Raw genomic sequence first — 20,173 nt, 5'->3', positions numbered from 1 at the left:
GACGCGACGGCCGGCCCGGCGTGGAGAGGAGAGCCGATGACGACCGGGACCGCTTTCGTGGCGACCTGCGACCTCGCGGCCCAGGTGCGAGGCCGGGCGATCCCGGTGGCACGGCTGGCGCGGACGTTGGCGACGGGGGTGGGCTGGGTGCCCGCCGACCTGGCGTTGACCTGTTTCGGCCACCTCGCCGACGACAACCCGTTCGGCTCGACCGGCGACCTTCGCCTGCTGCCGGACCCGGCCGCCGGCGTGGACATCCCCGCCGACGGTGACGTGCCCGGCGTGCGCCTGCACCTGGCCGACCAGACAGGCATGGACGGCGCCCCCTGGCCGGGCTGCCCCCGCGGGTTCCTCACCGCGGCCCTGCGGGACCTGCGCGAGAGCACAGGCCTCGAGATCCGCGCGGCCTTCGAGCACGAGTTCATGCTCGACGGGCCCGACGACGAGGCGCCGTTCTCCTTCCAGCGGCTGCGCGCGGCCGAGCCGTTCGGCACCGACCTGGTCGCCCTGCTGGAGAGTGCCGGCCTGGAGCCGGAATGCTGGCTGCCGGAGTACGGCCCCGGCCAGTTCGAGATCACCTTGCGTCCGGCCTCCGCCCTGGTCGCCGCCGACCGCGCCGTCGTGCTGCGCGAACTGGTCCGCGACCTGGCGCGGCGGCGCGGACGTCACGCCACCTTCGTCCCCATGGCCGACCCCGGCGGCGTCGGCAACGGCGTCCACGTGCACTTCTCGCTGTGCGACCAGGACGGCACCCCGGTGATGTACGACGCCGCCGCCCCCGGCCGCCTCTCCGCCGTCGCCGCGAAGTTCGCGGCCGGCATCCTGCGCCACGCCGCCGCGCTCGTGGCGGTCACCGCGCCCAACCCCGTGTCCTACCTGCGCCTCACCCCGCACCGGTGGAGCGCGGGCGGGGTGTTCCTGGCCGAGCGCAACCGCGAGGCGCTGCTGCGGATCACGCCCACGGTCGAGATCGGCGGAGCCCGCCCTGCCCCGCAGCTTCACCTGGAGTACCGTGCCGCCGACGCCACGGCCAACCCCTGGCTGGTGCTCGGCGTCCTGGTCCGCGCCGGGCTGGCCGGGCTTGAGAAGGACGAGCCCGTCCGAGTCTGGCCGGAAAGCGCCACGGAGGCCGACCTCGCCGGCGAGCCCGCGCTGCCGGCCTCGCTGACGCGGGCGCTGGCCGCGCTCGAGAAGGACGAGGTGGCCCGGGGCTGGTTCCCGCCCGAGCTTCTCGATGCCTTCCTGGCCGTGCGGCGCGCGGAACTGGCCGAGGTCGCCGAGCTTTCCCCCGCCGAACTCTGCCGTAAGGTCGCCGATGTCTACTGAGCCCCGCCTGGAGGACGTGGTCGCCGCGCTGCCGCTGGTCGACCACCACGTGCACGGCGCCTCCGCCGTCGACCTCGACCGGCCCGCCTTCGAGACGCTGGTCACCGAGTCCGACCGGCCGATTCCGCCCTTCATGACGCAGTTCGACTCCCAGATCGGCTTCGCGATCCGCCGCTGGTGCGCCCCCGTACTCGGGCTGAGCGCGCACGCCTCGCCCGAGGACTACCTCGCCCGCCGTGCCGAGCTGGGCGCGGCCGAGGTCAACCGGCGGCTGCTGCGGGGCAGCGGCATCGGCCGCTTCCTGGTCGAGACCGGCTACCGCGGGGAGGACGTGCTCGGCGTCGCGGGCATGGCCGAGGCGTCGGACCGCCCGGCCGCCGAGATCGTGCGAATCGAGCGCGTGCTCGAAGAGGTCGCCGCCACGGGGGTGAGCGCCGCCGAACTGCCCGGTCGGTTCCGCGAGGAACTGGCCGCCCGCTGCGCGGGCGCGGTGGGGCTGAAGAGCATCGTCGCCTACCGGTACGGCTTCGCCTTCGACCCCGAGCCGCCCTCTGAGCGCGAGGTCGTGGACGCCGCCGGACGCTGGCTCGCCACCGCTCCCGAGAACGGCCCACGGGTGGAGGACCCCGTACTGCTGCGCTTCGGTCTGTGGACCGGCGTGGCCCAGGGGCTGCCGCTGCAGTTGCACGCCGGCTACGGCGACCCGGACGTCGAGCTGCATCTGTGCGACCCGTTGCTGCTGACCCGCTGGCTGAAGCTGGTCGAGCCGCACGGCGTGGACGTGCTCCTGCTGCACTGCTACCCCTACCACCGCAACGCGGGCTACCTCGCCCAGGTGTTCCCGCACGTCTACTTCGACGTCGGGCTCGCGGTGAACTACACCGGCAGCCGCTCCGGCGCCGTGATAGCCGAGTCGCTGGAGCTCGCCCCCTTCGCCAAGATCCTCTTCTCCTCCGACGCGTGGGGGCCGGCCGAGCTGCACTACCTGGGCGCGCACCTGTTCCGCCGTGGCCTGTGCGAGGCGTTGCGGAGCTGGGTGGACGCCGGGCAGTGGACCGAGCCGGACGCGATCAGGGTCGCCACCATGATCGGTGCCACGAACGCGTCGCGCGTCTACGGGCTGGAGCCCGCGGAGTGACCGGTCCGACGCCCTGCCCCGCTGTGATGCCGGACCGGGACGAGCCGCTGGCCGCTCGTCTGGAGCGCGCCCTGAGAGGAGAGACGGCCGCGGCCGTGGAGCTGCGCCACCGCCTGCACGCCGCGCCCGACCTCTCCGGAGCCGAAGGGCCGACCCGTGACCTGGTCCTGGCGGAACTTCCCGGTCACCCGGTCGATCTGGTGGCCGGCACCGGAGCGCTGGTGCGCGTCGGCGGTCCCGGCCCGGCCGTCGGCGTACGCGCCGAGCTGGACGCGCTGGCCGTGACCGAGCGGACCGGCGCCTCCTGGGCCTCCACCCGCTCGGGCCGCATGCACGCCTGCGGTCACGATGTCCACCTCGCCGCGCTGGTCGCGCTGTGCCGGGCCGTCGCCGTGACCCCCGGCGCGCCACCGCTGGTCGCGGTGCTGCAACCGCGGGAGGAGACCTATCCCTCCGGCGCCCTCGACATCGCCGGGTCGCCGCTCCTGCGCGAGCACGAGATGACCTCGATCATCGGGGCGCACGTCCAGCCCACTCTTCCGCAGGGGGAGGTGGCGGCGACCCCCGGCACCGTCAACGCCGCGGCGGACGAGTTCGTCGTCACCGTCACGGGCCGCGGCGGCCATGCCGCCTACCCACACCTGACCAGGGATCCGGTGCTCGCCCTCGCGCACGTCATCGTCGGGCTGCAGCACATCGTCAGCCGGAACGTCGACCCCGTCAGCTCCGCCGTGCTCGGCGTCTCGACGCTGCGCGCGGGCAGCGCCTCCAACGTCGTGCCGGACCAGGCTGTGGCGGGCGGCACCCTGCGCGCCATGAACGAGCCCACCCGCGAGCAGGTGCACACCCACCTGGCCGACGTGGCCGACCTGCTCGCCCGCGCGCACGGCTGCACCGCCGAGGTGACCATCACCCGCGGGGAGCCGGTCCTGCACAACGATCCCGCACTCGCCGCGCGGGCAGGCGCCGAGCTGGCCGATCTGGGCCTGACCCCGTCGCGCCCCATGGTCTCCTACGGCGCCGACGACTTCTCCTACCTCTCCACCACGCTGCCCGGACTGATGATGTTCGTCGGTGTGGCCACGGGGGAGGAGGTCCGCCTGCACGCGCCCGATTTCCTGCCTGCGGACCAGGCCGTCACCGACGTGGCACTCGCCATGCTGGCCGGTTACCTCGCCGCCACCGGGCGCGGCTAACCGGTGCAGTGGTTCTCGGCGACGGCCGTGTTCGCGGCGGTGCTGCCGAGGGACGCCGCCGTGGTCCAGTCGGCGCAGGCGGCGCGGGTGTCGCCCAGGCGGGATTCGGCCACGCCACGCTGGTGATAGGCGTCGGCGTATCCGGGAAACAGCGCGATCGCCGTGTTCAGATCGGACACCGCCCCCTGCGGGTTGCCCAGCTCGGTCCCGGCGACACCCCTGAGGTAGTACGCCTCCGCCAGCTGCGGGTCGTACTGGACGGCGGTGGAGAGGTCCGCGTACGCCCCCTGGTAGTCGCGCAGGGCGATCCTGGTCTTCCCGCGCTCGTTGTAGCCGGCGGCGAAGGTCGGCAGCCGCGACACCACTTTGTCGAGTTCGGTGAGCGCCCCCGAATAGTCGCCGTTGTGATACTTCGTCATGCCCAGGTAGTGGTGCGCGAGCATGAAGTCCGGGTCGAGTGCGACGGTGCGCTCGAAGTCCGCGGTGGCGCCGTCGTACCGGCCGTCGCGGAACCTGGCGATGCCCCGGGCGTTGTACGTGAACGCCACGCCGGGTTCCTTGGCGATGGCGTCGCTCATGATGGTCTCCGTGTCCCGCCAGGCGGTGTTCCGGATCACCGTCAGCGTGGCGAAGAACGCGACGAACGCCGCCATCGCCCCGATCGTCGAGACCCGCAGCCAGCGGTGACGGTGCCGGATCGCCTGCTCCGCGAAACAGGCCGCGATCAGGAACAGGCCGAGATAGGGCAGGTACACGTATCTGTTCGCGTGGTAGCCGTCGATGAGGAGCACGGCCTGGGCCGGGGCGACGCCGACCAGGAAGAACCCGAGCCCGAACACCACGACCCTGCGGGTTCGCTTCACCAGCAGGAGAACGGCGGCTCCGGCCGCGAGGGCGAGCGGGACGAGGAAGTAGGCCCAGGGCAGCGGTGCGTGGGGGTACTCGTAGGCGAGGGACAGGCGCAGCGGATAAACCGCCTGCACCAGGTGGTTGCCCACCGCCGAGCAGGCCAGGAGGAACCGGTCGAGGATCGTGTACCCCTGCGGCGGGACCACGTCCTCACGCACGTTCAGCGCGACGAGAACCGCGGCCGCGGAGACGGCGAGGAAGGGAATCTTCTCCAGCAGCAGGCGCCGTGACAGCGGGCGGCCCCGGAAGAAGTCCACGAGGAACAACATGAGGGGCAGCACGACCGCGGTCGACTTGGAGAGCACGGCCAGCCCGAAAAGGAGCATCGACCAGACCAGCGGCGGCCACCGCTCCGACTCCAGATGACGCAGGTACGCCAGCAGCGCGGCCAGAGAGAAGAGCGTGGCCAGCAGGTTGCTGCGGGTGGAGATCCACGCGACCGTGTCCACGTTCACGGGATGGATCGCGAAGGCCGCCGCCACGAAGGCGGCCGGGAAGAGGCGTCCGATCAGCCGGCGGGTCAGCAGGAACACCAGGACCACGTTGACCAGGTGCAGCACCACGTTGGTGAAGTGGTACACGCCCGCCGCGCCCTGGCCGAACAGATAGTCCACCGCGTACGACACGTACACCAGCGGCGTGTACATGAACTGGAGCGGAGTCGTGAACCAGTGGCCGATGTTGGCCGCGCTGAACTCCCGGATGGAGATGTTGTCGATCACGCCCTCGGGATCGTCGAAGTAGACGAAGCCGTTGCCGATGCCGTTGGCGTGCACGGCGAAGGCCACCGCGACGATCGCGAAGAGGACCTGCCGTCGCAGGGTGCGATCCTGCGGTTCGCCCGCGGGCCCGCGGGCGACGGCAGTGCGAGCGCTGCGGCGGGTGGCCGGCCGGGCGGCCGGGCGGGCGGGGGTCATCGCACCTCTCCAGCGGGCAACGGGCGCCGGACCCGCCCGGACGGCGGACCCGGTGACATATCAGGTAAGGGCCGGGAGCGGAGGCCACCCGGGCTCCACCCCTTGGTGCGCGGTTCTCTCACCATCACGCGACTTCCTGAGGTCTGTCAGCGTTCAGAATGGCGGGGGCCGCTCTGAGGCGCCTCCCTCTCCGGATGGCTGGTGGTGGTGGTGCAGCGGAGCAAATAGGACGCGATGGGATGCGTCAAGAAATCGACCGTTCCCGGTGCGGAGCACCCGGCCGCGACAATCGCCTGACCAGGGAGGTTCGCGACGCTCCTTGCGCGTCCTGCTGAAACGTTCACCTGCGGCGTCTTTACCGGTTCTGCGGTCTGATCGCCCGGTGCCGTCCGGCGAACCGATTCGTGAACGAGGCGATGGAATTTTCAGGCCGGGCGCCGGCGGGCCTGTCCGAGGGCGGCGCGAACTCCGACGTCAGCGGTGCCCATGGGTGCCGGAAGTGGCTTTCGTGCGGATTCGGACTGGCGCACGGCCCGCGGACCTTGACATCATCTCCGATCATGGGCGCGTCCGCGCTCGCCCGTACGGCCCCGGTGCGGCAGGACCCCCGGCGCGCCCTCGGCCGCGCGGAGCACGACCGGTCCGGCGGCAGACTCCGCCGGAGGCGGAAGGACGTACGGCCACCGCGCACGCACGGCGGTGCCGGCAGGTGCGAGTGGAGGGGCGGCACGTGACGGCTTCTGTCCAGGAGACCGGCCGCGACCCGGAGCACGGGGAGCGGGCCGGGACGGACCCGGAGGAGCGCGCGCCGGAGGCGGAGGAGCCCGGGCGCGGCGACGAGGGTCCTCCGCCGGAGGACGCCTCCGCCGAGGCGGCGGAGCGGAAGGCCACGGTCCGGGACGCGCTGCTGCTGTGGGTCGGCACCAGGGCCGGGATCGTCCTCATGGCGGTCTACGGCGTTCTGGCCGTCTCCGGCACCAACCGGGCCCCGCTGCTGGAGCGGTGGCACTACTGGGACGTCGACCTGTTCCGGGAGATCGCGGAGTTCGGCTACGGCGGCGACCCGAGCCAGGACCCCGATCCCGGGCTGCCGGCCTTCTTCCCCGGCCTGCCGCTGGCGCTGCGCCTGGTCCACGCCGTGGTCCAGGACTGGACCCTGGCCGGGCTGATCATCTCGTTCGTGGCCGGCGCGGTGGCGATGGTGGCGCTGGCCAAGCTCGCCGACCTGGAGAGGCCCGTCGGCGCCGGGCGCTGGGCGGTGCTGGCCCTGCTGCTGTGCCCGCCCGCCGTCTTCCTGTTCGCCGGTTACTCCGAGGCGCTCTTCCTCGCCTTCGCGCTGCCCGCCTGGCTGGCCGTACGGCACCGCAACTGGCCGCTGGCCTGCGCTTTAGCGGCCGGGGCGTCGTGCGTACGGGTGACCGGCCTGTTCCTGGCCGCGGCGCTGGTGACGGAGTTCGTCGTCAGCAGGATCCGCAGGGACGGCTGGACCGGCTGGCGGGACGCGCCCTGGCTGCTGCTGCCGTTCGCGCCGATCGTCGCCTACTCCGCCTACCAGCACTCCCGTACGGGTGACTGGCTGGCCTGGAACCACGCCCAGGAGGCCGGTTGGGGCCGCCGGATGGTCTTGCCCTGGGAGTCGTTCCGCTCGACCTGGGACATGACCGGCGACGCCACGTTCGGGCCGATGTTCCGCCTGGAACTCGCGGTGGCGATCGTGGGGCTTCTCCTGCTCGTCTGGCTCCTGGTCACCCGCCGCTGGGCCGAGTTCGTCTACGTCGGGCTCCAGGTGGCCGTGCTGACCACGTCGACGTTCTACATGTCGATGCCCCGGGGAGCGCTGCTGTGGTGGCCGCTGTGGGTGCTCATCGGCCGCGTGGCCGTCCGGCGCCGATGGGTGATCATCCTCTACGCGACCGTGATAGGGCCGCTCACGGTGCCGATGGTCATCTCCTTCATGAACAGCTCCTGGACCGGCTAAGGGGGCTCATGGGCACGGCCTAGAGTGGGAGGATGCTGATCCACCCGTGGGACGCCGCGTCCGAGGAGGAGGCGCTGGCCTTCGTCCGGGCGAGCGAGTTCGGCCACCTCATCGCGTCGGGACGCGGTCGCGACGTGCCGGTCGTCGTGCCGACCCAGTTCCTCCTCGCCGACGCCTCGACGGTCCTGCTCCATCTGGCCCGGCCCAACCCCGTCTGGGCCGCGATCGAGGAGAACCCCGCGGTCCTGCTGTCCCTGGCCGGAGACTGGGCGTACGTCCGGGGCGCGTGGAAGGCGCTGCCGGGCACCGGCGAGGACCCCCGGCTCGGCATCCCGACCACCTACTACGCCGCGGTGCAGCTGGTCTGCCACGCGGAGATCGTCGACGACGCCGAGGGCAAGGCGGAGATCCTCCGCGCCCAGCTCGCCCGGCTCGACCACGGGCTCGCCGACCCCGCCGAGCACCGCAGGTCCCTGCCCGGGATCCGGGGCCTGCGGCTCTCGATCCAGAAGATCGACGGCAAGTTCAAGTACGGCGGGAACGCGGACGAGGCCCACCGCCGGTACGTCGCCGAACGGCTCGCCGAGCGCGGCGGCCCCGGGGACGAGGCCGCCCGCGCTCATCTGCTCCGCCGGCTGGGCTGACCGGCCGGGCCGATCGAGCCGGGGCGGCCCGGCGGTCAGAGCGCGGCGACGATCTCCTCGACGCGCTGCCGGGCGTCGCCGAAGAGCATCCGGGTGTTGTCGCGGAAGAACAGGGGGTTCTGCACGCCCGCGTAGCCCGTCGCCATCGACCGTTTGAAGACGACGACCCGGTCGGCCTCCCACACGCGCAGGACGGGCATGCCGGCGATGGGGCTGCCCGGGTCCTCGACGGCCGCCGGGTTGACGGTGTCGTTGGCCCCGATGACCAGGACGACGGACGTCCCGGCGAAGTCGTCGTTGATCTCGTCCATCTCCAGCACCACGTCGTACGGCACCTTCGCCTCGGCGAGCAGGACGTTCATGTGGCCCGGCAGGCGGCCGGCGACGGGGTGGATGCCGAAGCGGACCTCCACCCCGCGGTCGCGGAGCCTGCGGGTGAGCTCGGCCACGGGATACTGCGCCTGGGCGACCGCCATGCCGTACCCGGGAGCGATGATCACGGACTTGGCGTCCTTGAGCAGTTCGGCGGTGTCGCCGGCCGTGATCTCCTGGTGCTCGCCGTAGTCGGTGTCGACGGCGTGCCCCGTCTCGACGCCGAAGCCCCCGGCGATCACCGACAGGAACGAGCGGTTCATCGCCTGGCACATGATGTACGACAGGTAGGCGCCGGACGAGCCCACGAGGGCGCCGGTGACGATCAGGAGGTTGTTGTCGAGCAGGAAGCCGGACGCCGCGGCCGCCCAGCCGGAGTAGCTGTTGAGCATGGAGACCACGACGGGCATGTCGCCGCCGCCGATGGAGGCGACCAGGTGCCAGCCGAGCGACAGCGCCACCACCGTCAGCGCGACGAGCAGCCCAAGGTTGGGGGAGGCCACGAAGAGCACGGTCAGGACCGCGAACGCGGCGAGCGCGCCCAGGTTCAGGTAGTTCTTGCCGGGCAGCGTCATCGGCCGGGCGTCGATCCGGGCCGACAGCTTGAGGAACGCGACGACCGACCCGGTGAAGGTCAGCGCCCCGATGAACACCCCGACGGACACCTCGGCGTGATGGATGCCCAGCAGCGAGCCGGCGGCCTCCGGTCGCGCCGCGCCGCCCTCCTCGACCTGGAGGAAGCCGTTCCACCCCACCAGTACGGCGGCGAGGCCGACGAAGCTGTGCAGGATGGCGATCAGCTCCGGCATGGCGGTCATCTCGACGACCCGGGCCCGCCAGAGCCCGACGGCGGCGCCGATCGCCATCGCGGCCACGAGCAGGGCGACCGCGAGGGTGTCACCGCCGTCCGCGGCGAGGGCGACCGTCGCGGCGAGGGCGACGACCATGCCGGCGACGCCGGACACGACACCCGAGCGCGCGGTCTCATGCCTGGACAGGCCCGCGAGGCTGAGGATGAACAGCAGGGCCGCGACGATGTAGGCGGCCTGCGCGGCGGTGGTGAGAGTCACGGTCAGCTCCTCGTGAACATGCCGAGCATGCGCCGGGTCACGGCGAAGCCGCCGAAGATGTTGATGCTCGCCAGCAGGATCGCGACGAACGCCAGGGCGGTGACCACCCCGCCCCCCTGTCCGATCTGCAGCAGCGCGCCGACGACGATGATCCCGGAGACGGCGTTGGTGATCGACATCAGCGGCGTGTGCAGCGCGTGGTGGACGTTCCCGATGACGTAGTAGCCGATCACGATCGACAGGACGAAGACGGTCAGGTGCTCGATCAGCGCGTTCGGCGAGAAGGCGGTCAGCAGGAACAGCGCGACGGCGACGGCGGCGACGAGCAGATGCCGTCGCCTGCCCGGCGGGGGTGACGGCGTCGCCACGGGCGCCGGAGGCGCCGCCGGGGTCGCGGCGGGTGCGGCGGGGGCCGCGCTGACCGCGATCGGCGGGGGCGGCCAGGTCTTCTCGCCGTCGCGGACGACGGTCATCGCCCGCTGCACGGGGTCGTCGAAGTCCAGCCTCAGGTGGCCGTCCTGGTCCGGAGTGAGCAGTTTCATCAGGTTGACGAGGTTGGTGCCGTACAGCTGCGAGGCCTGCGCGGGGAGCCGCCCGGGGAGGTCGGTGTATCCGATGATCGTCACGCCGTTGCCGGTGACGACCACCTCCCCGGCCCGGGTGCCGGCGACGTTCCCGCCCTGCGCGGCGGCCATGTCGACGATGACGCTGCCCGGGCGCATCAGCGCCACGTGCTCGGCCGTGAGCAGCGTGGGGGCCGGACGCCCGGGGATGAGCGCCGTGGTGACGACGATGTCCACGTCCGCGGCCTGCTCGGCGTACATCTCGGCGGCGCGCAGGTCGTAGTCCTGCGAGGTCTCCCTGGCGTACCCGTCCGCGCCCGACCGCTGGGCGACTCCGACGTCGAGGAACTCCGCGCCGAGCGACCGCACCTGTTCGGCCACCTCGGGCCGGGGGTCGGTGGCCCGCACGATCGCCCCCAGGCTGACGGCCGTGGCCGTCGCCGCCAGCCCGGCCACGCCCGCCCCCGCCACGAGGACCTTCGCCGGCGGGATCTTCCCGGCCGCGGTCACCTGGCCGGTGAAGAACCGCCCGAACGCGTGCGCCGCCTCGATCACCGCGCGATATCCGGCGATGTTCGCCATCGAGCTCAGTACGTCGAGCGACTGCGCGCGGGAGATGCGCGGCACGGCGTCCATCGCCAGCACGGTCACCGGCCGCCGCGCGAGCGAGTCCAGCAGGCCCGGGTTCGCCGCCGGGCCGATCAGGGAGACGAGCGTCGCGCCGTCGGGCAGCGCCGCGATCTCCTCCTCCGCCGGGGCGTTCACCTTCAGCACCACGTCGGCGCCCCACGCCTCCGCCCGGCCGCGGATCCGCGCGCCCGCCCCGACGTACGCGTCGTCGGTGAAGCCCGACCTCTCGCCGGCGCCCGATTCGACGATCACGTCGTAGCCGAGTGAGAGCAGTTGCGGGAGGGTGGCCGGGGTGGCCGCCACCCGGGTCTCACCCGGCGCCGATTCGGCGACGACGCCCAGGCGCTGAGCTGGATGACTCATCGCGGCAATGGTCCTTCCTGTCAGGCGGGTCGCCGGGTGGCCGGCCCCGCTGCCGCGCCGCCCGCCGCTCGCTTGTGGGTCGCGGTGGTACGGCGTGGCGGTGTGCCGGGCCGTGGCCGGCCGGACAGCTATGAAAGGGGCGGATGCGGTGTGATGCGACGTACGGAGGAAGTGTCCCCAGTTTTCCCCTTTGGGATCAAGGCATCGCCGCAGTAGTTCCGTCATCGCGAAACAACGGGCGTGCTCACCCGCCCGTCACCGATGATCCGGAGGTCGTACGGCCGTGAACGGAAGACGTTTTGTCGCAGGCAGGGTGTAGAAGGGTGTCGTGGTTCCTGAGACGACGTGGGGGCGGGTGCTCGCCTGGAGGCTGAGGCGGCAGCACATCGATCCTGTGAGCGGCGGTGACGCGGTGGCCGTCGTCCGGCGCCTGTGCGGGGTGCAGGCGCAGGTCGCCTCGTCGGCGGCGCTGGCCGTCGCCGTGCGGCAGCGGAACCCGGCCCCCGGCGAGATCGAGGGCGCCCTGTGGCGTGACCGGACGCTGGTCAAGACCTGGACGATGCGCGGCACGCTTCACCTGCTGCCGGCGGACGAGTTCCCCGCCTACCGCGCCGCCCTCGGAGCGCACCGGTTCTGGGAGAAGCCCTCCTGGCAGCGCGGCCACGGGGTGTCCGCCCGGGAGATCGAGGCGATCGTGGACGCCGTGCCGCGCGTGCTGACCGGCCGGGTGCTGACGCGGGAGGAACTGGTCGAGGCGGTCGTCGACGCGACGGGGGACGCCCACCTGAGGGAGGCGCTCACGTCCGGCTGGGGCGCGCTGCTCAAGCCGCTGAGCTTCCTGGGCGAGCTGTGCTACGGGCCGCCGCGCGACGGCAGGGTCACCTTCACCACCCCGGCGGGCTGGCTGCCGGACGGCGGTGGAGAGCCGCTCCCGGCGGAGGAGGGGGGAGCGCGCCTGCTCCGCGCGTTCCTCGGCGCCCACGGCCCGGCGACGCCGGCGATGTTCGACGCGTGGCTCCTGCGCGGCGCCACGCCGAAGGCGGTCCTGCGCGGCTGGTTCCACCGGCTGCGCGGCGAACTCGCGGAGGTCGAGGTGGACGGCGTGCCCGCCGTGCTGCCGGCCGAGCACCTGGACGACCTGCTGGCGTGCCGCCCGTCCGAGGAGGTGCGTCTGCTGCCCGGCTTCGACCAGTTCATCCTGGGAGCCCCGCGTGACCTGGAGCCTCTCCTGCCCAAGGCCGTGCGCCCGAGGGTGAGCCGTGCGGCCGGATGGATCTCGCCCGTCGTCGTGTACCAGGGCCGCGTGGCCGGGGTCTGGGAGCCCAAGGAGGGGCGGCCGGTCGTGGAGCTCTTCGAACCGGTGCCGGAGGACCTTCTCGCCGCCGAGACGGAGCGCATGGCCGCGCTCCTCGGAGTCCTCCAGACTCCGGGCGCCGGCCCGGCACCGGAGGGATAATCACCGGCGAAGGGCCGCGAAGCCTGTCACTGTGGATGATATGGATCTCACCGACGCCGAGCACCTGGCTCGGGCGCTGAGCGACCTTCTCCACGAGGCCCGCCGGAGCATCGACGAGGGCCGGGAGCCTCCCGAGCTCGTGGCGCGGATCACCGGGCACCTCGGGTGCGACCTGCGGCACGTCGTGAACGTCGCCGAGAGCTTCCCGAGCTGGGAACACGTCAACCTGCAGCGCGGCACGGACGCGTACCTCGCGGCGTACAGCCCCGGCGCCGAGTGGGCCGGCGTCACAGGCCCGGGGCGTGAGCACACCGAGCTCGTCGACATGCTCGCCAGTGCCGCCCGCGGCTGGGAGCGGTTCGAGCCGGGTGCGGTCGACTACGCGACGGCGGCGACCGGGCCCGACCGGACCACGGAGGTCGTCTCGCTCGGCCTGGTCCTGACCCGGTCTCCGGAGGGCGTCCCGGTCGTGCTGAGCCTGCGGGGCCCCCATGAGCACGCGGGGCCGGAGTGCCGGCTCGTCGTGCTCGCCCCCGACCGGACGAGCGCGACCGCCACCCGCGACGAGGTCGAACGTCTCATGCGCGCCGAAGACGTCTACCGGGGGCAGGTCCTGTCGTTCCAGTGGAGCGAGCACCGGGGCAACGACCTCGTCACCTTCCTGCCCCGGCCGGACCTCGACGCCGAGCAGGTGATCCTGCCCGAAGGCGTGCTCGGCACGATCGAACGGCACATCGTCGGCATCGCCGAGCAGGCCGACCGGCTGCGCGCGCACGGGCAGCACCTCAAGCGCGGCCTGCTGCTGCACGGCCCGCCCGGCACCGGCAAGACGCACACGGTGCGCTATCTGATAGGCCGGATGACCGGCTGCACCGTCATCGTGATGACGGGCGCCGCGATCCGCTTCGTCGCGCAGGCGGCCGGTCTCGCCCGGCGGCTGCAACCGGCGATCGTCGTGCTGGAGGACGTGGACCTGGTGGCCCGCGACCGCTCCTTCACCGAGGACGGCAACCCGCTGCTCTTCGCCCTGCTGGACGCCATGGACGGCGTGGGGGCGGACGCGGACATCACGTTCGTGCTCACGACGAACCGCGCGGACGTGCTGGAGCGGGCGCTGGCCGACCGTCCGGGCAGGGTGGACCTCGCCGTGGAGATTCCCCGGCCCGACGCGGCCGGCCGGGCCGCCCTGTTGCGCCTGTACGCCCGTGACCTGCGGCTGACGGCCGCCCTGGAACCGGTCGTCGCGAGGACCGAGGGCGCCACCGCGTCCTTCTTCAAGGAACTGCTGCGCAGGGCCGTGCTGTCCGCGCTGCGCGGCGGGGACGGGACACCCGTGCTCACGGACGAGCACGTCGGACGGGCGCTGGAGGAGATGCTCGGCGAGCGCGAGGCGCTGACCAGGTCGCTGATCGGCGCGGGGGAGCGGAGCCCGGACGAGGACGAGGAGGCGGTGGAGTTTCCGCCGATCACCGGTGGCGGCCCGGTGCCCGGTGCCTACGTTTCGAGGCTCAACCTCGGTTTCGACGGGCCCTGACAGTGGCGCACACGCCGCCCGCACGCCATGCGGCCCGGTGGCCGGTGCCTACGTTTCGAGGCTCAACCTCGGTTTCGACGGGCCCTGACAGCGGCGCACACGCCGCCCGCACGCCATGCGGCCCGGTGGCCGGCGCCTACGTTTCGAGGCTCAACCTCGGTTTCGACGGGCCCTGACAGCGGCGCACGCCACGCTGCCCGAACGCCGGGCCGCCCGCGCTCCGGGCCGCCCACGCTCCGGACCGCCCGTGCTCCGGGCCGGGCCGGCCGGACGACCCGGGCCGTGCCCGGCCTCTGCCCGCCCCGGCGGATGACGGGGGCCGCCCGGGCGGTCGCGGGAAGGCCGGCGGTCAGGTCACCTCCTTGCGGAGCACGCGGATCAGACCGGCGGTCATCGGGACGACGATCCACAGGGTGGCCGACGCCGCGAGCCGGGCGCCGTCGCTCCAGGTCGGGTCGCCGGTCAAAAGGGGCGCGGACGTGGTGCCGAGATCGAGCCATCCGGCGAGGGCCGCGCCGGCCGGCCCGAGCCGGGCGGCCGCGCTCCACAGCATCGGAGCCGACAGGCAGATCACGATCGCGCCCGGCGCGTTCAGGAGCAGGGCGCCGAGGGCGAGGCCCATCGCGGTCACCAGGACGTTCGTCCCCGTCCAGCCGAGCAGCGCGGCGGGATCGACCTCCCAGGTGGCGGGCACGTTCCGGACGCCCGCCGCGACGGCGGTCACCGGCACCGCGACCAGCATGGCCAGCAGCGAGAGCGCCACCGTCGCGACCAGAGGCGGCACGCACTTGGCCGCGAGGACGCGATGACGCCGCGGTTCGAGCACAAAGGTGGTCAACGCGGTGCGATGCGTCCACTCGCCGGTCATCGTGAGGATGCCGAGCACCGGGAGCAGGGTGCCGAGGGCGATCCCGGCGGTGAAGATCAGCCTCTGCGGTTCCGGGCCGGCCACGGTGGCGCGTGCGGCGACGGACGCGACCACCAGCGCGACCAGGAGCACCGCGATGACCTTTCCGCTGCGGGTGTCGGCGAGCTTGCGGGTCTCGACCCGCAGCAGCCGGCGAAAGGGGATGGGCGCGTCCTCGGTCGTCGAGCCGTGCTCCGCGACCGCGTCGCGCGGGCCTTCGGGGCGGTGTGTGCGGGTGGTCATTTTGCGGTCCTCCGTATACCCGGGGTCACTTGGGCGGCGCCGTGCGGGCGGTTGCCGCGGTCAGTTCGAGGAAGGTCCGTTCGAGGCCGCCGCCCCGGCCGAGTTCGGCGGCCGTGCCCTGGGCGAGCACGCGGCCCTGGCCGATCACGACGATGTGGTCCGCCACCTGCTCCACCTCGTGCAGCAGGTGTGAGCTGAGCAGCACCGCGCACCCGGCGCCGGCGAGGTCGCGCAGCAGGTGGCGCATCCAGTGGATGCCCTGCGGATCGAGACCGTTCACGGGCTCGTCCAGGACGAGCGCCTCCGGACGGCCGAGGAGCGCGTGCGCGATCCCGAGCCGTTGCCGCATCCCGAGTGAGTAGGAGCCGACCCTCCGCCTGCTCTCCCGCTCGGTCAGCCCCACCAGGCCGAGAACCTCGCCGACCCGTGCGCGCGGCAGCCCGAGGGTGAGCGCGCCGAGCGTCAGCACCTCCCGGCCGGTGCGGCCCGGGTGCCCGCCCCCGGCGTCGAGCAGCGTGCCGACCCGCAGCCCCGGACAGGCCATCTCGGCGTACGGGCGGCCGAGGACGGTCGCCGTGCCCGAGGAGGGACGGGCGAGCCCGGCCAGGATGCGCAGGGCCGTCGACTTTCCGGCGCCGTTGGGGCCGAGGAAGCCGGTGACGCTCCCCGGCTCGACGGTGAAGGACACGTCGTCGAGCGCCTTCACCCTGCCGTAGTCCTTGCTGACGTGCCTGAACTCGATCACGGATCCAGTTCATCGCGGGCCGGGAGGCCGCCGCATCAGACCCGGGGCCGCCGGCGCCGGACTCGGGGCGGCACTTCGGCCCCGGCGATCGATACCTTCGGCTGCCCACAGGTCGACCCAGGTCGCTAAGAGCAGGTCAGCGCGGTCTCTAGGCTGTGGGGCTGTGCGTGTCCGACCGGAGTACCAGCCGCCCCTGGACAGGTGGGGTGTCGCGCTGCGCTACCTGTGCGCCGCGGTGCCCATGCTGTTCCACGGGGTGGTGCTGGCCTGGCTCGTCGCGCAGGACGGGAGCCGCCTCGCCCAGGTGCTGACCGACGTGGGGCTGGGCCTCCTCGGCCTGGTCCTGATGGGGTGGCGGCGCCGATGGCCGTGGCAGATCGCGGTGGCGACGGTCCTGCTGACCGCCGTCTCCGCCACGGCGACCGGTCCCGCGCTGGTCGCGTACGTGTCGCTGGTGACCCATCGCCGGTGGAGCCGGACGATCCCCGTCGCGGTCGTGTCGGTGCTGTGCCTGCTGGCCGGCGCCGTCCAGGACGGGATCACCCAGGCCACGTACGTCTCGACGGTGTCGGGGGTGACGATCCTCGGCGCGCTCACGGTCTTCGGCCTCTATCTGCGCGGACGCCGCGACCTGGAGCTTTCGCTGCGGGAGCGGGCGCTGGCCGCCGAGCGCGAGCAGCGGCAGCGGATCGAGCGGGCGCGGCTGGCGGAGCGCGTCAAGATCGCACAGGAGATGCACGACGTGCTCGCGCACCGGATCTCCCTGCTGGCGATGCTGGCCGGGGGGCTGGCGTACCGGACGGACCTCACCCCCGAGCAGACGCGCGAGGCCGCGCTGGCCATCCAGGAGAACGCGCACCAGTCGCTCAACGAGTTGCGCACGGTGCTGGGCACGCTCCGCGACGACGGCGCGCTGGAGGCGCCGCAGCCGGGCCTGGATCACCTGGAGGCGCTGTTCGGCGAGGTCCGCGCCGCCGGGCAGCGGGTGGAGGTGGACGACAGCGTCGACGGCCGGGAGCGGCTTCCCGCGCCGACGGGCCGGCACGCGTACCGGATCGTGCAGGAGGCCCTCACCAACGCGCGCAAGCACGCGCCGGGCAGCCTGGTCACCGCGGAACTCGGCGGCCGGCCGGGGGAGGGTCTGCGGATCCGGGTGACGAACCCGGCCAGGCCCGGTTCGTCGCCCGGGCCCGGCGGCAGGCTGGGCCTGGTGGGTCTGGCGGAACGGACCCGGATGGCCGGCGGAACCCTCAGCCACACGATTCGGGATGGCTGTTTCATCCTCGATGTCCGATTGCCATGGGAGACTGCGGATCGTGACCCGACTGGTGCTGGTGGATGACGACCCGATGGTCCGGACCGGCCTGCGCCTCATCCTCGGCGGAGAACCCGACCTGGACATCGTCGGCGAGGCGGAGGACGGGCGGCGGGCCATGGAGGTGATCCGCGACCTGCGCCCCGATCTTGTGCTGCTGGACATCCGGATGCCCGGCCAGGACGGGCTGACCACCACCGAGATGCTGCGCGCCTGGCCGGAGCCGCCGCGGATCCTCGTGCTCACCACGTTCGACGCCGACGAGATGGTGCTGCGGGCGCTGCGGCTCGGCGCGGACGGTTTCCTGCTGAAGGACACCCCGCCACCCCGGATGATCGAGGCCGTCCGCGCCGTCGCGAAGGGCGAGCCCGTGCTGTCCCCGAGCGTCGCCAGACAGGTGATCGCCGCGGCCACCGCCGGACGGGAACCGGCCCGTCCGGAGGCGAGCACGGAGCTCGGCGGGCTCACCGAGCGGGAGCTGGAGGTCGCGGTCGAGATCGCGCGGGGCCGCTCCAACACCGAGATCGCCGAGCGCCTCTACATGAGCGTCGCCACCGTGAAGGCGAACATCACCAGGATCTTCGCCAAGCTCGGCGCCGGCAACCGCGTGCAGGTCGCGATGAAGGTGCGCGACGCGGGCCTCCTGGGGGACACCGAGGATTGAGAGTTCCGACCGGCCGGTGAAGAACGCCGTCGGAGAAGCCTCACCAGGGAGTTCAAGGATACCGTCACGATCATGGACATCAATGACTTAGCCCGGCCGCTCGACGGCGCGGCCGTCTCGGCGTTCCTCCGGTCGTTGCCGGCGCGGCCCCTGCTGCTCGGCCTGGGCGAGGCCAGGCACGGGGTGGAGGCGTTGCTCGAACTGCGCAACGAGATCTTCCGGCATCTGGTCGAGCACGAGGGCTACCGGTCGTTCGCCATCGAGAGCGACTGTCTCATGGGCCTGGTGGTGGACGGCTACGTCGCGACGGGCGCGGGCAGCCTCGACGACGTCATGGAACGCGGCTTCAGCCACGGCTTCGGCGCCTACCCGGCCAACCGCGAGCTCGTGCGCTGGATGCGCGCGTACAACGAGGAGCACGACGAGAAGCTCCGGTTCTTCGGTGTCGACGCTCCGCTGGAGATCAGCGGCGCGGCGAGCCCGCGCGAGGCGCTCACCGGCCTATACGGCTGTCTCGCCGGGCGGCTGGACCCCTCGTCGCTCCCCTGCACCCCCGAGACCCTGGACGAGCTTCTCGGCCCGGACGACCGGTGGTCGAACCCCGCCGCCGCCATGGACCCGTCCCAGTCGATCGGCCGGTCCGCCGAGGCCCAGCGGTTGCGACTGATCGCCGACGACCTGGTGGCGTTCCTCGACGCGCACGCGCCGCAGCTCGCCGGAGCGGACGAGGGCCTGGCGGCGCTGTACGGACGCACCGCGACCGGTTTGCTGCGCTACCACCACTGGATCGCCGACACGTCGCCGGCCCGGCTCACCTGGCTGATGAGCCTGCGCGACCAGATGATGGCCGAGAACCTGCGGGCCGTCGCCGGGCACGGCCCGGCCCTGGTCTTCGCGCACAACCGCCACCTGCAGCGGGACAAGAGCTTCCTGCTGCTGGGCGACGCGCCGGTGGAGTGGTGGAGCGCGGGGGCCGTCGCGGGCGTGGGCCTCGGCGACCGGTACGCCTTCCTGGCCTCGGCCTTCGGCACGGTCGGCGGCGACACCCCGCCCCCGGACACCGTCGAGGGCCTGCTGTCGGAGGCCCCGCAGGGCCGCTCCCTCGTCGACGCCCGCCGTCTGGCCGGAACCCTCCTCAAGCCCAGCCCACGCGTCTCGCGGGACTTCGCCTACTTCCCCCTCGACCCCGCCCAGCTCCACCTGATCGACGGCATCGTCTTCCTCAAGGAGGCCGGCCGCCTGGACTGACCCGCGCGCAGTGTGATCAGCCGTCGCGCGTGCGCCGGAAGCGCCGTCTCGTGGTCGCGGTCCGTCGTTCAGGCGGCCAGGAGGTCGAGGATCCGGGTGGCGTACGCGCGGGGGTGGGTCGTGTTCCCGTTGTGGCCGCCGGGGAACTCCCGCGCCTCCACGCCGAGGAGGGCGGCGAGCTCGTGCGCGCACCGGTAGTCGAAGACGTGCCGGGGCGTGGTGCGCCCGAAGGCGGGGATGACGCGGACCGGTGTGTCCCCGAGCGCGGCGACGTCGAGCGTGTCGCGGGTGACGGCGGTGAAGTCGTTGCGGATGAAGAAGTCGAAGCCGGCCCGCCGCCGGTCGTCCAGCGGATGGGGGGTCAGTCCGGGCTCGGTGTCCTGGGCGACGGGATCGATGCCCAGCGCCGCGGCGATCCCGGCGAAGGCCTCGGCGAGGCCGCGCTCTCGGTAGAGGTCCTGCAGCTCCTCCAGCTCCCGGATGTGGCGGACGCGTTCGGGAGCCGGGAGGAGGCCCGGAGCGACCGGTTCGTGCGCGATCAGGGTGTCCAGCTGCTCCGGATGCTCGACGGCCAGATGCAGCCCGATGACGGCGCCGAAGCTGCATCCGAGCATGCGCGCCGGCTGGTCGGTCACGGCGGCGAGCAGGCGATGGGCGTCGTCCACGTGGTCGGCCATGGTCGCGCCCCGGCTCGGGTCGTCCAGGGCGCTGCGCGACAGCCCCCGCCGGTCGTAGGTGACCACGGTGTGGTCGCCTGTGAGGTGCCGGACCAGGTCGGCGGTGCGGTCCGCGTCGCCCTCCCCGCTCTGTGAGATCAGGAGCACGGGACCGGCGCCGTGCACGTCGTAGTGCAGGGTCGCGCCGTTCGTGCGCAGCGAGCCGCTCATCTCGTCTTCCCTTCAGCAGTGGGCTTCGACGCACACCATAATCCATCAAACTTGATGCATCAACAATG

At 72.8% G+C, this 20,173-nt stretch carries 16 protein-coding genes; 10 read left to right on the top strand and 6 right to left on the bottom strand.

Annotated elements, in window-relative coordinates:
• The first annotated feature begins 36 nt into the window (after window positions 1–36).
• The 3 genes from F5972_RS06850 to F5972_RS06840 are packed head-to-tail and all read left to right on the top strand — an operon-like array spanning window position 37 to window position 3,660.
• Complete coding sequence (locus F5972_RS06850; RefSeq protein ID WP_150932171.1) at window positions 37–1,326, top strand: glutamine synthetase family protein; 1,290 nt, start codon at window positions 37–39, stop codon at window positions 1,324–1,326.
• Window positions 1,316–2,464, top strand: a complete 1,149-nt coding sequence (locus tag F5972_RS06845) for an amidohydrolase family protein (RefSeq protein ID WP_150932170.1) — start codon at window positions 1,316–1,318, stop codon at window positions 2,462–2,464. The genes F5972_RS06850 and F5972_RS06845 overlap by 11 nt, the downstream gene beginning before the upstream one ends.
• Window positions 2,461–3,660 carry a M20 metallopeptidase family protein gene (locus tag F5972_RS06840; RefSeq protein ID WP_225311225.1) on the top strand — a complete coding sequence of 400 codons (1,200 nt, stop codon included), beginning with the start codon at window positions 2,461–2,463 and terminating at the stop codon, window positions 3,658–3,660. Before F5972_RS06845 ends, F5972_RS06840 begins: the two co-directional genes overlap by 4 nt.
• Here the strand turns inward: F5972_RS06840 and F5972_RS06835 are convergent.
• Window positions 3,657–5,486, bottom strand: coding sequence for a glycosyltransferase family 39 protein (locus F5972_RS06835; RefSeq protein WP_150932168.1), 1,830 nt, complete (start codon window positions 5,484–5,486; stop codon window positions 3,657–3,659). The genes F5972_RS06840 and F5972_RS06835 overlap by 4 nt on opposite strands.
• 730 nt (window positions 5,487–6,216) lie before the next feature.
• Between F5972_RS06835 and F5972_RS06830 the strand changes: the two genes are divergently transcribed.
• The gene (locus F5972_RS06830; protein ID WP_225311224.1) at window positions 6,217–7,464 is read left to right on the top strand and encodes a glycosyltransferase family protein; all 1,248 of its coding nucleotides are present in this window, start codon (window positions 6,217–6,219) and stop codon (window positions 7,462–7,464) included.
• A 32-nt stretch (window positions 7,465–7,496) separates the two neighbouring features.
• Complete coding sequence (locus F5972_RS06825) at window positions 7,497–8,108, top strand: FMN-binding negative transcriptional regulator (protein WP_150932166.1); 612 nt, start codon at window positions 7,497–7,499, stop codon at window positions 8,106–8,108.
• A gap of 35 nt (window positions 8,109–8,143) precedes the next feature.
• On the opposite strand, the gene pntB is transcribed toward F5972_RS06825, so the two are convergent.
• Window positions 8,144–9,550: a Re/Si-specific NAD(P)(+) transhydrogenase subunit beta gene (pntB, locus tag F5972_RS06820; protein ID WP_150932164.1), complete on the bottom strand. Its 1,407-nt coding sequence runs from the start codon at window positions 9,548–9,550 to the stop codon at window positions 8,144–8,146.
• Between the two features lie 2 nt (window positions 9,551–9,552).
• Window positions 9,553–11,106, bottom strand: a complete 1,554-nt coding sequence (locus F5972_RS06815) for a Re/Si-specific NAD(P)(+) transhydrogenase subunit alpha (RefSeq protein ID WP_150932162.1) — start codon at window positions 11,104–11,106, stop codon at window positions 9,553–9,555.
• Window positions 11,107–11,434: 328 nt separating this feature from the next.
• Here F5972_RS06815 and F5972_RS06810 point away from each other — a divergent pair, with 328 nt between their 5' ends.
• Both F5972_RS06810 and F5972_RS06805 read left to right on the top strand, forming a co-directional pair.
• Window positions 11,435–12,562 carry a winged helix DNA-binding domain-containing protein gene (locus F5972_RS06810; protein ID WP_150932153.1) on the top strand — a complete coding sequence of 376 codons (1,128 nt, stop codon included), beginning with the start codon at window positions 11,435–11,437 and terminating at the stop codon, window positions 12,560–12,562.
• Between the two features lie 40 nt (window positions 12,563–12,602).
• Entirely contained in the window at window positions 12,603–14,096 is a 1,494-nt protein-coding gene (locus F5972_RS06805; RefSeq protein WP_150932151.1) for an AAA family ATPase, read from the top strand.
• A gap of 349 nt (window positions 14,097–14,445) precedes the next feature.
• Here F5972_RS06805 and F5972_RS06800 read toward each other — a convergent pair whose 3' ends face one another.
• Together F5972_RS06800 and F5972_RS06795 are read right to left on the bottom strand one after the other, a co-directional pair.
• Complete coding sequence (locus F5972_RS06800; RefSeq protein ID WP_150932149.1) at window positions 14,446–15,246, bottom strand: ABC transporter permease; 801 nt, start codon at window positions 15,244–15,246, stop codon at window positions 14,446–14,448.
• 25 nt (window positions 15,247–15,271) lie between these two features.
• A complete protein-coding gene (locus tag F5972_RS06795; protein WP_150932147.1) occupies window positions 15,272–15,991 on the bottom strand; it encodes an ABC transporter ATP-binding protein in 720 nt (239 codons plus the stop codon).
• 163 nt (window positions 15,992–16,154) lie between these two features.
• Between F5972_RS06795 and F5972_RS06790 the strand changes: the two genes are divergently transcribed.
• The 3 genes from F5972_RS06790 (at window position 16,155) to F5972_RS06780 (ending at window position 19,218) form a co-directional block, all read left to right on the top strand.
• The gene (locus F5972_RS06790) at window positions 16,155–17,333 is read left to right on the top strand and encodes a sensor histidine kinase (RefSeq protein WP_150932145.1); all 1,179 of its coding nucleotides are present in this window, start codon (window positions 16,155–16,157) and stop codon (window positions 17,331–17,333) included.
• The gene (locus F5972_RS06785) at window positions 17,308–17,970 is read left to right on the top strand and encodes a response regulator (protein WP_225311223.1); all 663 of its coding nucleotides are present in this window, start codon (window positions 17,308–17,310) and stop codon (window positions 17,968–17,970) included. The genes F5972_RS06790 and F5972_RS06785 overlap by 26 nt, the downstream gene beginning before the upstream one ends.
• Before the next feature lie 72 nt (window positions 17,971–18,042).
• The gene (locus tag F5972_RS06780; RefSeq protein WP_150932141.1) at window positions 18,043–19,218 is read left to right on the top strand and encodes an erythromycin esterase family protein; all 1,176 of its coding nucleotides are present in this window, start codon (window positions 18,043–18,045) and stop codon (window positions 19,216–19,218) included.
• Between the two features lie 68 nt (window positions 19,219–19,286).
• Here F5972_RS06780 and F5972_RS06775 read toward each other — a convergent pair whose 3' ends face one another.
• Window positions 19,287–20,105 (bottom strand): alpha/beta fold hydrolase, encoded by an 819-nt coding sequence (locus tag F5972_RS06775; RefSeq protein WP_150932138.1) that lies wholly within the window; start codon window positions 20,103–20,105, stop codon window positions 19,287–19,289.
• Window positions 20,106–20,173: the final 68 nt, after the last annotated feature.

Source organism: Microbispora cellulosiformans (assembly GCF_008728085.1).
Lineage (GTDB): Bacteria > Actinomycetota > Actinomycetes > Streptosporangiales > Streptosporangiaceae > Microbispora > Microbispora amethystogenes.
The sequence above is the reverse complement of the archived record's forward strand: the minus strand, read 5'-3'. Positions and strand labels throughout refer to the sequence as shown.

Bases quoted from the DNA above. Each gene is read 5' to 3' on its own strand.
- F5972_RS06850 (WP_150932171.1), top strand. From the start codon at position 37: ATGACGACCGGGACCGCTTTCGTGGCGACCTGCGACCTCGCGGCCCAG.
- F5972_RS06845 (WP_150932170.1), top strand. From the start codon at position 1,316: ATGTCTACTGAGCCCCGCCTGGAGGACGTGGTCGCCGCGCTGCCGCTG.
- F5972_RS06835 (WP_150932168.1), bottom strand. From the start codon at position 5,486: ATGACCCCCGCCCGCCCGGCCGCCCGGCCGGCCACCCGCCGCAGCGCT.
- F5972_RS06825 (WP_150932166.1), top strand. From the start codon at position 7,497: ATGCTGATCCACCCGTGGGACGCCGCGTCCGAGGAGGAGGCGCTGGCC.
- F5972_RS06815 (WP_150932162.1), bottom strand. From the start codon at position 11,106: ATGAGTCATCCAGCTCAGCGCCTGGGCGTCGTCGCCGAATCGGCGCCG.
- F5972_RS06805 (WP_150932151.1), top strand. From the start codon at position 12,603: ATGGATCTCACCGACGCCGAGCACCTGGCTCGGGCGCTGAGCGACCTT.
- F5972_RS06800 (WP_150932149.1), bottom strand. From the start codon at position 15,246: ATGACCACCCGCACACACCGCCCCGAAGGCCCGCGCGACGCGGTCGCG.
- F5972_RS06780 (WP_150932141.1), top strand. From the start codon at position 18,043: ATGGACATCAATGACTTAGCCCGGCCGCTCGACGGCGCGGCCGTCTCG.
- F5972_RS06775 (WP_150932138.1), bottom strand. From the start codon at position 20,105: ATGAGCGGCTCGCTGCGCACGAACGGCGCGACCCTGCACTACGACGTG.